The organism is Endozoicomonas sp. (genome assembly GCF_031844845.1).
GTDB lineage: Bacteria > Pseudomonadota > Gammaproteobacteria > Pseudomonadales > Endozoicomonadaceae > Endozoicomonas.
This window is the reverse complement of the sequence record NZ_JAVRMB020000025.1, coordinates 1-13,390: the sequence shown is the minus strand read 5'-3', so window position 1 is coordinate 13,390 and position 13,390 is coordinate 1. Positions and strand designations below refer to the sequence as shown.

Annotated in this window: 11 protein-coding genes and 8 tRNA genes; 16 read left to right on the top strand and 3 right to left on the bottom strand. The window is 47.9% G+C overall.

Annotation, left to right across the window (positions count from 1 at the left end; translation table 11 throughout):
- The first annotated feature begins 663 nt into the window (after nucleotides 1-663).
- The 5 genes from petA (at nucleotide 664) to RM811_RS01275 (ending at nucleotide 4,557) form a co-directional block, all read left to right on the top strand.
- The gene (gene petA, locus RM811_RS01295) at nucleotides 664-1,257 is read left to right on the top strand and encodes a ubiquinol-cytochrome c reductase iron-sulfur subunit (protein WP_402519999.1); all 594 of its coding nucleotides are present in this window, start codon (nucleotides 664-666) and stop codon (nucleotides 1,255-1,257) included.
- A complete protein-coding gene (locus RM811_RS01290; protein ID WP_402519997.1) occupies nucleotides 1,257-2,492 on the top strand; it encodes a cytochrome bc complex cytochrome b subunit in 1,236 nt (411 codons plus the stop codon). The genes petA and RM811_RS01290 overlap by 1 nt, the downstream gene beginning before the upstream one ends.
- Nucleotides 2,492-3,262: a cytochrome c1 gene (locus RM811_RS01285; protein ID WP_402519995.1), complete on the top strand. Its 771-nt coding sequence runs from the start codon at nucleotides 2,492-2,494 to the stop codon at nucleotides 3,260-3,262. Before RM811_RS01290 ends, RM811_RS01285 begins: the two co-directional genes overlap by 1 nt.
- Before the next feature lie 313 nt (nucleotides 3,263-3,575).
- The gene (locus RM811_RS01280) at nucleotides 3,576-3,782 is read left to right on the top strand and encodes a NapC/NirT family cytochrome c (protein ID WP_402519993.1); all 207 of its coding nucleotides are present in this window, start codon (nucleotides 3,576-3,578) and stop codon (nucleotides 3,780-3,782) included.
- Between the two features lie 226 nt (nucleotides 3,783-4,008).
- Nucleotides 4,009-4,557, top strand: a complete 549-nt coding sequence (locus tag RM811_RS01275) for a DUF2058 domain-containing protein (protein ID WP_402519992.1) — start codon at nucleotides 4,009-4,011, stop codon at nucleotides 4,555-4,557.
- A 78-nt stretch (nucleotides 4,558-4,635) separates the two neighbouring features.
- Here the strand turns inward: RM811_RS01275 and RM811_RS01270 are convergent, their stop codons facing one another.
- From RM811_RS01270 to RM811_RS01260, 3 genes are all read right to left on the bottom strand, one after another.
- A complete protein-coding gene (locus RM811_RS01270; RefSeq protein ID WP_402519990.1) occupies nucleotides 4,636-5,013 on the bottom strand; it encodes a RidA family protein in 378 nt (125 codons plus the stop codon).
- A 572-nt stretch (nucleotides 5,014-5,585) separates the two neighbouring features.
- Nucleotides 5,586-6,632 (bottom strand): hypothetical protein, encoded by a 1,047-nt coding sequence (locus tag RM811_RS01265; RefSeq protein WP_402519988.1) that lies wholly within the window; start codon nucleotides 6,630-6,632, stop codon nucleotides 5,586-5,588.
- Between the two features lie 64 nt (nucleotides 6,633-6,696).
- A complete protein-coding gene (locus RM811_RS01260) occupies nucleotides 6,697-7,575 on the bottom strand; it encodes a LysR family transcriptional regulator (RefSeq protein WP_402519987.1) in 879 nt (292 codons plus the stop codon).
- A 179-nt stretch (nucleotides 7,576-7,754) separates the two neighbouring features.
- Here RM811_RS01260 and RM811_RS01255 point away from each other — a divergent pair, with 179 nt between their 5' ends.
- The 11 genes from RM811_RS01255 to RM811_RS01205 all read left to right on the top strand — a co-directional run bounded on the left by RM811_RS01255 (nucleotide 7,755) and on the right by RM811_RS01205 (nucleotide 12,901).
- A complete protein-coding gene (locus tag RM811_RS01255; RefSeq protein ID WP_402519985.1) occupies nucleotides 7,755-8,747 on the top strand; it encodes a TDT family transporter in 993 nt (330 codons plus the stop codon).
- Nucleotides 8,748-8,867: 120 nt separating this feature from the next.
- Entirely contained in the window at nucleotides 8,868-10,139 is a 1,272-nt protein-coding gene (locus RM811_RS01250; RefSeq protein ID WP_402519983.1) for a cation:proton antiporter, read from the top strand.
- A 118-nt stretch (nucleotides 10,140-10,257) separates the two neighbouring features.
- Entirely contained in the window at nucleotides 10,258-11,736 is a 1,479-nt protein-coding gene (gene gltX, locus RM811_RS01245; protein WP_402519981.1) for a glutamate--tRNA ligase, read from the top strand.
- A 227-nt stretch (nucleotides 11,737-11,963) separates the two neighbouring features.
- Nucleotides 11,964-12,039: transfer RNA gene (locus RM811_RS01240), tRNA-Ala, on the top strand.
- Between the two features lie 31 nt (nucleotides 12,040-12,070).
- Nucleotides 12,071-12,146: transfer RNA gene (locus RM811_RS01235), tRNA-Gly, on the top strand.
- Between the two features lie 47 nt (nucleotides 12,147-12,193).
- A tRNA-Glu gene (locus tag RM811_RS01230) sits at nucleotides 12,194-12,269 on the top strand.
- Nucleotides 12,270-12,323: 54 nt separating this feature from the next.
- A tRNA-Gly gene (locus tag RM811_RS01225) sits at nucleotides 12,324-12,409 on the top strand.
- A gap of 50 nt (nucleotides 12,410-12,459) precedes the next feature.
- Nucleotides 12,460-12,535 (top strand) — tRNA-Glu (locus tag RM811_RS01220).
- 63 nt (nucleotides 12,536-12,598) lie between these two features.
- Nucleotides 12,599-12,674: transfer RNA gene (locus RM811_RS01215), tRNA-Ala, on the top strand.
- A 21-nt stretch (nucleotides 12,675-12,695) separates the two neighbouring features.
- Nucleotides 12,696-12,771 (top strand) — tRNA-Glu (locus RM811_RS01210).
- A 54-nt stretch (nucleotides 12,772-12,825) separates the two neighbouring features.
- Nucleotides 12,826-12,901: transfer RNA gene (locus RM811_RS01205), tRNA-Gly, on the top strand.
- The last annotated feature ends 489 nt before the right edge of the window (nucleotides 12,902-13,390 follow it).

The following is a 13,390-nucleotide window of genomic DNA, read 5'->3' as shown; positions in this document are numbered from 1 at the left end:
CCCGCGCAGGAGGCTGTCGCAAAACCCACCAGGAACCTCGTTCCCACGCTCTGCGTGGGAATGCATAGCCAACCGCAGGAATCGTGTCTGTGGTTGGGTCCTGGCGCTACCACGCAGGACCCACAGGGCCTAAAAGCGTGGGAGCGAGGAGGGTTTTGCGACAACCGCCTTCGCGAGGATGACGGTCGGGGGGGTGTTTTGCCCTTTTGCGACACCCTCGAAGGCGGGGATCCACTGCTCGCGATGGATTCCCGCCTTCGCGGGAATGATGGAGGGCTGGTGCTTTCTACCATGCCACTTCCCTTAGACCATTTTTCTTGTTTTTCGCTCAAAGCCAGATAGATTCCAAAGTGTCTTCGGGGAGTGTTGGAGTATCTGTTTATCAAAAAAGTTCCGTTGAGTTTTGGCAGAGTCTTTGTCTCATGAAAAATAATAAGGCTTTCTCGATAAACAATGCCCAACTTTGTCCGGCGGGCATTTTTTTTGCGCGCTAAAACCCGTATAATTACTCACTGCCACCTGTGTGGGTAGGTATAATTCGAGGATGTCTTCGTCAGGAAATCATTTTTCAATAATAAGTTGATAAACTTCTGACCAGCCTGATATCCCACCCATGAACAACAAGAAGTCATTGGGCACAGCCCGGATGGGGAGAGTCGATTAATGAGTGACAACGGCGTAAACAAAGGTCGGCGCCGCTTTCTCGTGGCAGCGACTTCGGTGGTGGGGGCTGCCGGGGCTGTTGGGGTTGCTACGCCTTTCCTTAAGTCGTGGAATCCCAGTGCCAGGGCAAAAGCTGCCGGTGCTCCGGTCAAAGTCAACCTCAGCAAGCTGGAACCGGGTCAGCAGGTGATTTACGAATGGCGGGGCAAGCCGGTATTCGTGGTCCGTCGAACTCAGGCAATGCTGGATGAGCTGAAGACGGATGAGGATCGTCTGCGAGATCCGGATTCTGAAAAGTCAGATCAGCCCGAGTACGCAAAGAATACTTCTCGTGCCCTTAAAGATGAGTACCTGATTCTGGTTGGACTCTGTACCCATCTGGGTTGTTCTCCCAAATACATGCCTGAAGTCAAGCCGCAAGAGTTTGATGCCAACTGGAAGGGTGGCTATTTCTGCCCCTGCCATGGTTCCAGGTTTGATTTGGCGGGGCGCGTTTATAAAGGAGTTCCCGCCCCAGCCAATCTGGTCGTCCCCCCTTACTCCTTTGAAAGCGATGTCATCGTGATTATCGGTACCGACGAGGAGAATGCGTGATGGGCAATAAACTAATGGATTGGGTGGATGCCCGATTGCCTGTTACCCAGGCGTGGGAAAAGCATCTCAGTAAATATTACGCGCCGAAAAATTTTAATTTCTGGTATTTCTTTGGGTCTCTGGCGTTGCTGGTTCTGGTGAATCAGCTACTGACAGGTATCTGGTTAACCATGAGTTATGTACCCAGTGCCGAGGCTGCCTTTGCTTCTGTTGAGTACATCATGCGGGATGTGGAATATGGCTGGTTGATTCGCTATATGCATTCAACCGGAGCCTCTCTGTTCTTTATCGTGATTTATTGTCATATGTTCCGTGGTCTTCTCTATGGCTCTTATCAAGCGCCCCGTGAGCTGATCTGGATTTTCGGTATGGCCATCTATCTGGCGCTGATGGGCGAAGCCTTTATGGGCTATCTGCTGCCATGGGGGCAGATGTCTTACTGGGGGGCTCAGGTCATTATCTCTCTGTTTGGTGCTATTCCGGTGATCGGTCCGGACCTGCAGCAGTGGATTCGTGGTGACTTCCTGATCTCCGGTATTACCCTGAACCGCTTCTTTGCCCTGCATGTGATTGCCTTGCCGATTGTTATCCTGGGGCTGGTGGTTTTGCACATTCTGGCACTCCATGAAGTGGGTTCTAATAACCCGGATGGCGTAGAGATTAAGAAGAATAAGGGGCCTGATGGTATACCGCTGGATGGTATTGCCTTCCACCCTTACTACACAGTGAAGGATCTTGTGGCTGTTGTGGTGTTTCTGTTTGTGTTCTGCGGAGTTCTCTTCTTCTTCCCGGAGATGGGTGGTTACTTCCTGGAACATGCCAATTTTGAACCCGCCAATGCGTTGAAGACGCCAGAGCATATTGCACCGGTTTGGTACTTTGGGGCGTTTTATTCCATTCTTCGAGCGATCACCTTTGATATTGGGCCGATCAACTCGAAACTGGGCGGTGTCATGGCCATGGGGGGAGCTATTGCCATTCTCTTCGTACTGCCCTGGCTGGATCGGAGTCCGGTGAAGTCCTGGCGTTATAAAGGCATTATCAGCAGGGTTAGCATTGTTGTCTTTTCCTTTGTGTTTATTCTGTTGACCTGGCTGGGTACTCAGCCGACCACAGCAACTTACACACTGCTTGCCCAGGTTTGTACGCTGATTTATTTTGCGTTCTTCCTGTTGATGCCCTTCTATACCCGATGGGAGAAAACCAAACCTGTACCGGAGAGGGTGACGGGCTAATGAAAAGAATAATACTGACCATTAAGTTGTTTCTGGTTTCGGTGCTGTTTTCATCGCTGGCGGCAGCAGCGGGTGGGGGATACCCTCTGGATAAGGCGGATATTGATCCGTCTGACAAGGCTTCTCTCCAGCGTGGCGCCAAGAATTACCAGAACTTTTGTGCTGGTTGTCACTCGACTCAATATCAGCGCTATGAGCGGGTTGCTGACGATCTGGGCATTCCCCACGACCTGATGATGGATAACCTGATGTTTGATAAGAGTGCCAAAATTGGCAGTCTAATGAATAACAGCATGGATCCTAAAGAGGCCAAGGTCTGGTTTGGCGCTGCGCCACCAGACCTCACTCTGGTGTCTCGTGTCAAAGGTGGTCCGGACTGGTTGTATACCTATCTCAGAACCTTTTATGAAGATCCAGCGCGTCCTTACGGCGTGAATAATAAGGTCTTTCCGGATGTGGGTATGCCCCATGTCTTGCTGGAGCTTCAGGGGGTTCAGATTGACAATTGCGGTGATACTGACCCAACAGCCCGTGATCCTCTGACCGGCGATAAGCTGTGTGGCTTGACGATTGACCCTGAGAGGAAAGGGAGTATGGCTCCAGCTGAATATGATCAGATGGTTTACGATATGGTGAACTTCCTGGCTTATTCCGCAGAACCTATGCAGGAGGAGCGGAAGCAGCTGGGTATTTATGTATTCCTGTTCCTGGCGGTGTTCCTGGTATTTGCGTATCTGCTCAAACGCGAGTTCTGGAAGGATGTTCATTAACTAACGTCCCCGGAAGATCATTTTCTGTTGTAAAAAGCCCGGCTATTGCCGGGCTTTTTAATATCCAGTCATTTATTTTGAGCCTCGTTCTCACTCTTTGCGTGGCAATTCAGACTATGGACTACCAGCAAGCACTGGGGCATACGGCCAGTGCCGTATGCATTCCCACGCTCTGCGTGGGAGCAAGCTTATTTCTTTTCTGTTTATTTACAAAAAGCAGACATTCCCCTTCATTTATTAATATCCGTCAACACAGCGCTTCTTGCGTTATCCCAGAATTTCCTGATACGAAGGGCTGGGGCGTGTTCAGAGTATGAAAATAAAAAAATGGGTTGGCTTTTTGAGGAAGCCATCCGGCACTCTTTCAGTTGGTTTTCTGATCGTAGCAGGTGTGGTGGCGGGCCTGCTGTTGAAAACCGGATTTGATACTTCACTGTCTGTCACCAGTTCTGATGAGTTCTGTACCAGCTGCCATGAAATGGCCAGTTCAAAAGACACTGCTTCCTATATTGGGTGCTGAGGCGAAAAAAAGCGGGCGTAGTGAATAGACGATGGTATGAACTCGTTCCCACGATCCCGAGGATGTTGCAAAAAGTCTTGAATGCCGGTTTATACTACCATTGTCATCCCCGCCTGAGTGGGGATGACAATGGTATATTCTGAATGGCCGGTTCCCTTGGTGCTGGCCGTTGTTATAAGGGATTGCTAAGATCCGGTTTTCTGTTTTTCCTTTGGTATAAAGCATTATGAGCAAATCACTTCGCGACCAGCTAATGAAAGCGGGTCTGGCCACCAAGCAACAGGCGCTGAAAGCAAAAACCAGTACAAAGAAAAAAAAGCAGCAGGCAGCGAAAACCGGAGAGATGACAGATCAGGAACAGCGTCGACGGGAGCTTGAGCAGGAGCGACAGGCTCAGATAGAAAACGATCGTGAATTGAATCGTAAATTGGAAGAAGAGCGACAAAATAAAGCGATAGACGCCCAAGTTCGTCAATTGATCGAAACCAACACGGTCTCCAGAGGGCGTGGAGAGGCCGAGTACAAGTTTGTTTATGATAGCAAGGTTAAAAAAATCTACGTAACTGATGAGCAATTGAACCAGTTAACCCGGGGGTTGTTGGCGTTGGCTGTATTGGGGGAGGAGTTTCGGGTTATTCCTGCGCCAGTGGCATCAAAAATAGCAGAACGTAAACCCGAGGCAATTGTTGTACAGAATGAACAAACCGGTGACCTTTCTGAAGAGGAACAGGACTGGTATGCAGATTATGAGATTCCTGATGATCTGATGTGGTAACGGGGGGCTACCCCCCGTTGGATATCAGGCTCTCAAGGCTCTTTTATTGAGAGCAGCTCTGGTGGCGAAGTCGGTTCTTTAATCAACAGTTGCCAGAGCTTCAATTTCCACTTTGACGTCTTTTGGCAGGCGAGCCACTTCTACCAGGCTGCGAGCGGGAAAAGGCACCTTGAAATATTGCTTGTACACTTCGTTGATGTTGGTGAACTCTTCCATATCGCGGACAAAAACCGTGACTTTCTTCACCCGGTTCATGCCGCTGCCAGCTGCGTTTAATACCGATTTCAGATTTTTCAGGCACTGATGAGCCTGTTCTTTGGTATCTTCTGAAATTTCTCCGGTTTCCGGATTAATTGGCAGCTGTCCGGAGGTAACCACCAGATTGCCAAAGCGCATACCCTGAGAGTATGGGCCAATGGCAGCAGGAGCGTCAGGCGTTTCAATCACTTTTTCCATGGGAATTAAGCCAGTTTGTTTAGGGAAAGGGGCGCAATTCTAGAGATACCGACAGGCTTTGTCATCGGTTGAAGGCCAGCGTCTATGTATATTTTGGTACAAATACTTAATAACAGGATATAAAAATCAGTTAAACCGTCGTAAACCCCCGCCTTTATGCCCTGTGGGTGCAATCGAGCGGGGAGCCGTCACCACATGTTTTCCTTCCGCTGGCGCTATTCTGGGCAAGGTGATTTTCAGGCCTCAGGTTTCATAAAGTTTGTGACGTGATCGTAACGTTGTCTTATTTTATCTTATTTTATGCTATCAAGACGTTGTCTCAAAAAAACAGGCTTGCTTGTTCCCGCTGCGGTGGGTCGGTATGCATTCCCACGCAGAGCGAGGTTGTCGCAAAAGGTTATCCATAGGTAGGTTCCCCGTTCAGGGGAGCCGACAACCGGGCTCTCCGGTAACCATGCATTGATAGTGCATGGCGGTTTGGTCATGAGTCGGCAAGCGAACCGACCTACGTCGAGACCGTTCAGGTTACCTTTTGCGACAGCCTCAGGGCGTGGGAACGAGGCTGAAATTAACTACCGCTCTGCCTTTTCTTCTATCCCTGACCGTATAGTTTCAGCCAGGTTGGTAATGTGATCCAGAAGAACTTGGTCAGGATCAGCCAGAGAGCCTGAATAGAGTGCGAACTTGATGGGCTTGGAGTCTTCAGCATCTTTGGCTTGAGCTGCCCTGACGCCGGTGGCGTGCACGTTTTCATTTTTTTCTTTATACCCGCGCACTACATCAGTCAGTGGATTTTCCGAGGCAGATGCCTGCCCTTTCGTATCGGGAGGGGTGTGTGGATTCAGAAGGTAAACCGCACCCACATGTTCTTTTGGTACTTTTTCTATGTGCTTCATTGGCCGGTCATAGAAACGGTATCCTTCTTTATCTGCCCATGTTAGAAAGGCTTTGTAGTTTTCTCTTTCTTTTTCCACACGGCTACTTATTCCTGATTCCGGATAATAAGAGTAGATGGAAACATTCTTTGATTTTAATAGAGTTCTGACGGAGTCATATCTATCTGCAATTGTTTTGTATCGTTGTGTATCATTCACGATAGCTTTTGGTGCTACCGTGGCAACATCTTCCCTGGAGCCCATGCAAAAGGGAGTTAGCATCCTTGGGGTCAAAAAAACAATGGTAATATCCCATTCTGAAAGAGGTTTATTAAGAGATTTGCTTTCAGTTTTTTCTAACTCTTGAGCTAATGCCACTTCATATGCCCATTGATGAGAAACTATGTAACTCCGGGCAACCTCGTCTTTTCTATCTTCTTCAGATAATTCGAAAAATGTTCTATTCGGTAGAGTGTCAGTGCTCGATGCCTTTTCAGTTTTGAAACCGCCAAATAATTTGCAGGCGACTTTACCATCATGTGTTTCGGGATGCCCAGCCCCCTTTTTCACATATATTTCGTCAACACGATCCCATAAGATGAGCTTAATATTATTGATACTTGCGTTAATATCCGGCACTGCTTGAAGTCTCCCATTGACCTTGGTGCAGCTCACTGCAAAAACAGACAAAAGAGCAGTTAAAAAAACATGTGTTTTGAATGATTTGCACATGAGCTGATACATTAATTTTTCTTAATGGTTCCTGAAAAGTAGACTGATTTTATTTTATGTCCAGTCAGTCAGTGCTTTAATTCTCCAGATTTTTCAACAGTCGTTTCACTAACCCGCTTCGATATTTCTTTTTATTCAGTAATAACCAGAGCTGTCTTTTCATGGGTTGTTTTGGGAAGGGGAGTTGTACCAGATCACCCTGAGCCAACTCTTTAGCAATACAGAGCTCCGAGAGGCAGCTGATACCAATGCCTGAACGCACCATGCTTTTGATTGCTTCCGTCTGATTAAGCTCCATCTTCAGGTGCCTTTGACGCAAATGCTGACCAATATGGAGTTCAAAAAGCATGCGTGTCCCGGAACCAGTCTCCCGAAGAATCCATTCTGCCTGCCCAAGATGTTCAATAGTTATCGTGTTATGTGTTGCCAATGGGTGATCGCTGGCACAAAAGAGAATCAGCTGATCCTCCCGCCAGGGAATGGTTTCTATGCCCGGGTGCTGGCAGGGTCCTTCAACGCAAGCCAGGTCAATTTCCAGTGCTGCCAGTTTCTCAATGATGGTGGTGGTGTTGTGGATATCCAGCGCCACCGAAATCTCCGGGTTGATTCTTTCAAACCGGGCGAGTTCTTCCGGCAGCAGGTAGTTACCAATGGTGGTGCTGGCGCCAATGGTGAGCTTGCCGCTGTGGTGATCGTTATCGCTGAACAGGCGAGTGATTTCTTCACTGCGATCCAATAATTCACAGGCCAGAGGGAGTAGTTTTTTACCTTCTGAGTTAATAATCAGGCGGTTGCCGGTCCGATCAAACAGTGGGCAGCTCAGGTTCTTTTCCAGTTCAGACAAGGCCATGCTGGTTGCTGGCTGGGAGAGGTAGAGCTGGCGGGCTGCCCGCTGAACCTGGCCAAGGGTGGCTATGGCTCTGAATACCTGTAGCTGTCTTAGCGTGATATGCATGGTCCTGACTCTTTTGGCGCTCTTGGCTCTCTTGAAAAGAAAACAGCGAGCACGTTAGCTATCTTATTGAATTCTATTAAGTATAAACAAAATTTAATCTATATATTAAGAAGTTTGATTTTTCTTATATTAGGTTGGGTTATATCTTTATTGAAACTACTTTCAGGAGATGAGTACCAGTGGCTGTTGTTAGTCAATTTGAAGATGGCTTGCCAATGCATAAAACAGGTTTGAGTGTTCGTCTCAGGAAGGTGCCTACTCCGCTGGGTGGTCTTGCTCTGGGTATTGGCAGTCTTGGATCGCTCTGGGCATTTGTCCTGCCCATGTATGCAGAGTGGTTTAAGCTGAGTTCTGCCTTTATTGGTGGTTTTCTGGTGCTGGCTATTATTTTGAAGTTTGTGACTAACCCGGAGCTGTTTTGGGAAGAGCTGGCGCATCCTGTGATTAGCAGTGTTATGCCCACCTGCGCCATGGCGACCATGGTTATCGCTCAGTCACTGCTTTCAGTAGTGCCCTGGTTTGCCAAAGGACTCTGGCTGCTGGCTGTTATTGTGCATATTCTTTTATTTGTCGGTTTTACGGTTCACAGGCTGAATGATTTCCGATTGCATCATATGGTTCCAAGCTGGTTTGTTCCTCCTGTGGGCATCATTGTGGCAGCGGTTACCAGTGCAGGCATGGGGCATGAAAAACTCGTGTTCCTGTTGTTTGTTTTTGGCATCATTTTCTACTTCCTGAAGCTTCCGGTCATGTTCTATCGACTGATCTTCCGAGAAACGATTCCTGATGCCGCTTTGCCTACGTTTGCCATCATGGCCGCGCCAGCAAGCCTTTCTCTAGCCGGTTATTTGTCCATAACTGACCAGCCAAACTATTTATTGGTTGCAGTCTTGCTGCCATTGGCTATTTTTATGACGAGTCTGGTTTATATTGCGTTTGTTCGTCTACTGCGCCTGCCGTTTTCACCGGGTTACGCTGCCTTCACATTTCCAATGGTGATTGGGGCTACCGCGTTATTCAAGTTGGCGGATCTGCTTAATCACCAGGGCTATCAGAAGGTTTGTGATGTTATTAACCATCTGGCCGGATTCGAACTGCTGGTAGCGACGGTAATCGTTTTGTATGTTGCCATGCATTACCTCTGGTTTTACTTTTCACCTCGCCATTCCTGAAGTTTGTCGAGTTATGGCCAGACTGGCCAACGTGGCCGTGAGTGAATATCAGTCATGGCCTGAAATGCCGCTATTTGTCACATTGTGCAGAGCGGCGTACAGGTATCAACGGAACAGGAAATGTCGGTAACACATTCTGGCGCAGGCCTTGCCATCCCCATGCTGATTTTCTGTGGTCTCTTTTTATTAGCGGCCATTTCAGCAATTCTTCTTAAAAGGCTTCGTTTTCCCTATACGATCGGGCTGGTCATTATTGGTATGGCGCTCGGAATCGCTGCTGAATACAGTGACATACTGGCACCGGTTCTTCGTCTGTCTTTGACTCATGACTTGATCATGTATGTGCTGTTACCCGTGTTGGTTTTTGAGGCGGCCATCAATATTAAATTATCGGCTCTTATAAAAGGGTTGGTGCCGGTTCTGATTCTGGCGATCTTTGGGGTTGTGTTGTCTACGCTGGTGATTGGTGTGATTCTGGGAGAGCTTACCCCGGTGTCTCTGGCCGGTGCGTTACTGTTTGGTGCCCTGATTTCTGCCACCGACCCTGTGGCTGTTATCGCTCTTTTTAAAGAGGTAAAAGCGCCTGAGCGACTGTCTCTGCTTATGGATGCGGAGAGCTTGTTTAATGATGCAACGGCCATCGTTATGTTTGGTATTGTGCTCTCAATTATTCAGGCGGGTACCGGGATAACGGGCGGTACGGTTTTTGCGTCGATTATAGAATTCTTCCGGGTGTTCTTTGGCGGGATTTTCATTGGCACAGCTATGGGCGCAGGAATGTTAGCGCTTCTCCGGTTATCCCGGGGCATGCCTTATGTCCATATTGCCCTGACCACCATTCTCGCCTTTGCCAGCTTTATTATTGCTGATTACGTCTTTGAGACCTCGGGTGTTATGTCAGTGATTGCTGCCGGGATTATTACCCGCAGTTATGGTCGACGGGCAATGGCTGACTTTATGACGCTTCGCCATCTGGATCCGTATTGGGAGTTTATGGCATTTGTTGCCAACAGTTTTATCTTCCTTCTGCTGGGGCTGAGTGAGGATTTTCTGCTAAGGGATGCTGGCCATATCAGTCACACCTACCCCACCCTGCTGATTGCCATTGTGACGGTTCTGCTGGCGCGTTTCCTGGTCGTGTACCTGTTGCTTTCCGTCAGTAATCTGATTCCGTTAAGTGACAAAGTGGATGGCAACTCCATGAAGGTTATGTTCTGGGGTGGACTCAGGGGGGTGGTGCCTGTTGCCCTGATGTTATCTATTCCTGATTCCATGGCAGAAAAGCACCTGATTATTGAGATGACACTGGCGGTTGTGCTTTTCTCTCTGCTGATTCAGGGGACAACCATTGGCTGGTTAATGACCCGTTTGGGGATAAAAAGGCAGACTTGAACCTGCTTGAAGCGAATCAATATTTGGGTGCTGCAGGCTCTCCGTTTTATAATGGTTGTTTTGGCATTCTGTCAGTCTCCTCTCTCCGAGGGGCTGGCTTTATTGAGAAAGCAAATTCATGACTGTACGCACCCGTATTGCACCTTCCCCAACCGGTGATCCCCACGTCGGTACCGCTTATATTGCCTTGTTTAACCTGGCTTTTGCCAAGAGTCAGGGTGGACAATTTCTGCTCCGTATTGAAGATACCGATCAAACCAGAAGTACGCCTGAGTCTGAAAAGCAAATTCTGGATTCCCTTCGCTGGCTTGGACTGGACTGGGATGAGGGTCCGGATGTTGGTGGTCCTCATGGTCCTTATCGTCAGAGTGAACGTCGTGCAATCTATGCGGAGCATGGCCAGATTCTGCTGGACAAAGGTCATGCTTTCCACTGCTTCTGCTCTTCTGAGCGTCTTGATGAATTAAGGGCTGAGCAGACCGCTAATAAACAGATGCCAGGTTACGATGGACGCTGTTTGCATCTTACGGAAGAAGAGGTTCAGGGGAGACTGGATGCCGGAGAGCCACATGTGGTTCGGATGAAGATACCTGATACGGGTGTTTGCAAAGTCGATGATATGCTCCGGGGTACCATCGAAATTGACTGGTCTCAGGTGGATATGCAAGTGCTGGTTAAGGCTGATGGCATGCCAACCTATCATCTTGCCAATGTGGTGGATGACCATCTGATGGAAATTACCCATGTAATACGTGGTGAGGAGTGGATCAACTCCGCGCCCAAACATCAGTTGCTGTATGAATACTTTGGCTGGGAAATGCCTGTGCTTTGTCACATGCCTCTTTTGAGAAACCCGGATAAGAGCAAACTGTCTAAGCGGAAGAATCCGACCTGTATTACTTACTACCGGGATATGGGCTATTTGCCAGAAGCTTTGTTGAACTATCTTGGTCGTATGGGTTGGTCAATGCCGGATGAAAGAGAGAAGTTTAGCCTGAGTGAGATGATGGCGGACTTTGACATCAAGCGAGTGTCCCTCGGCGGCCCAATCTTTGATCAGGAGAAGTTATCCTGGCTGAACGCCAGCTGGATTCGTGAAAACCTGACCACAGAACAGTTTGCTGATCGCCTTGGTAACTGGTTGCTTAACCGTGACTACATGATGAAGTTTTTGCCATTGGCAAAAGAGCGTGTTGAGCGATTTAGTGACTTTGCGCCCATTGCCTCCTTTATGTTCTCAGGTATGTTGAATCTGTCGCTTGAAGACTTTGCCCATAAAAAGCTGGAAGCAGGTGGTGTGAAGAAAGTGCTGCAGTTTACCTTGTGGAAGCTGGAGCAGCTTCGCCAGTGGGAACGTGATGCAATTTTTTCGGAAATTAAAGGGCTTTCTAAAGCAATGGACATCAAACTCGGTGACTTCAATCATCCGATTTTTGTTGCCATTGCCGGAACACCAAACTCCTGGTCTGTTATGGAATCCATGGAGATTCTTGGCCCGGATATGACCCGTGCCCGTCTGCGTCATGCTGTTGACGTGCTCGGTGGTGTTTCCAAGAAAGAAGCGAAGCGACTGGAAAAAGAGTTTGCTGCTCTTTAATTAAGTTAAAGTGCTTTTCTCTGGGGCCGGTGAAATACCGGCCTTTTTTATACGTACATTTATAACTGCCCAGTTATTTAATAATAATTTTTATAAGCGATGCTTGACAGGATAGGGGGGCATCCATATCATTCGCCCTGCGTTTCGGGGGCACTAAATAGTTCTTCGAAAGGCACTGAATCTAAAGCAGTTACTGGATACTTTTAGTATGGTTGCTGCGAAGTTTTGGGGCTATAGCTCAGCTGGGAGAGCGCAACACTGGCAGTGTTGAGGTCAGCGGTTCGATCCCGCTTAGCTCCACCATCTTTTTATGAAGAGTTTTGTGAAGAGATATGCGGGAATAGCTCAGTTGGTAGAGCGCAACCTTGCCAAGGTTGAGGTCGCGAGTTCGAACCTCGTTTCCCGCTCCAAATCTAGAATTTAAATTGCGATTGTGATTTAAAGCAGAAGGTTTTGCGTCCCCTTCGTCTAGTGGCCTAGGACACCGCCCTTTCACGGCGGTAACCGGGGTTCGAGTCCCCTAGGGGACGCCACTAATTCTTTTTTATAAAGAAATAAGACATGAAGAAGTCTTTAAACGCTTTATTGCGGGAATAGCTCAGTTGGTAGAGCGCAACCTTGCCAAGGTTGAGGTCGCACTTTTTTTTAATAAGAGTGAGCCTCGTTTCCCGCTCAAAATCTAGAGTTTGAGTGATGGTTGTCACTTAAATAAGAAGGTTTTGCGTCCCCTTCGTCTAGTGGCCTAGGACACCGCCCTTTCACGGCGGTAACAGGGGTTCGAGTCCCCTAGGGGACGCCAATTTTTAAAGTTTCAATAAGTTGTATTTGTTCTGAAAAATGGCATAATGCAGCAGGTTGATTTGGGGCTATAGCTCAGCTGGGAGAGCGCAACACTGGCAGTGTTGAGGTCAGCGGTTCGATCCCGCTTAGCTCCACCAAACATCGTTTGATGTAAATGTGTCCCCTTCGTCTAGTGGCCTAGGACACCGCCCTTTCACGGCGGTAACAGGGGTTCGAGTCCCCTAGGGGACGCCACTATTCTTTTTTATAAAGAGTAAGGTATGAAGAAGCCTTATAATCATCTTCATTGCGGGAATAGCTCAGTTGGTAGAGCGCAACCTTGCCAAGGTTGAGGTCGCGAGTTCGAACCTCGTTTCCCGCTCCAATTAAAAAAACCAGTCCATCGGGCTGGTTTTTTTATGTCTGAAATTTTTCTTTCCCCTGATCTCGTTTCCACGCTAGTACTTCGTCTTTCCATACTTGATATATAGTAATGGTCATTTCGCTGATTTATTTGACTGATTAATTAGTCAGCCACAAAAAAAACTGATCATTCCTGATTTCAACAAAAAAAAGGCTATTTTTCTTCGCAAACATGTTTTTTCAGACACAGCTACCCGTTACCACTTTGCAGTATCATATGTCTGATCTGTCAGACTATTTTTCCCAGTACAGGAAAATCTGACTGTACGCCTTATTCCCTTTAATCAAGTTCTGGCAAGGCTGGGTAAAGTCTTTTCAGTTTGATCCGTGCATCTTCAGTGGTAAATCGCCATTCCATCGTCGTGTTGTGATTATTTCTCTTTTCTTCCCAGGCTTTTACCTCTTTACGTAGTGTCTCATGATCTGGAATGCCTCGCTCACGCCATTGACG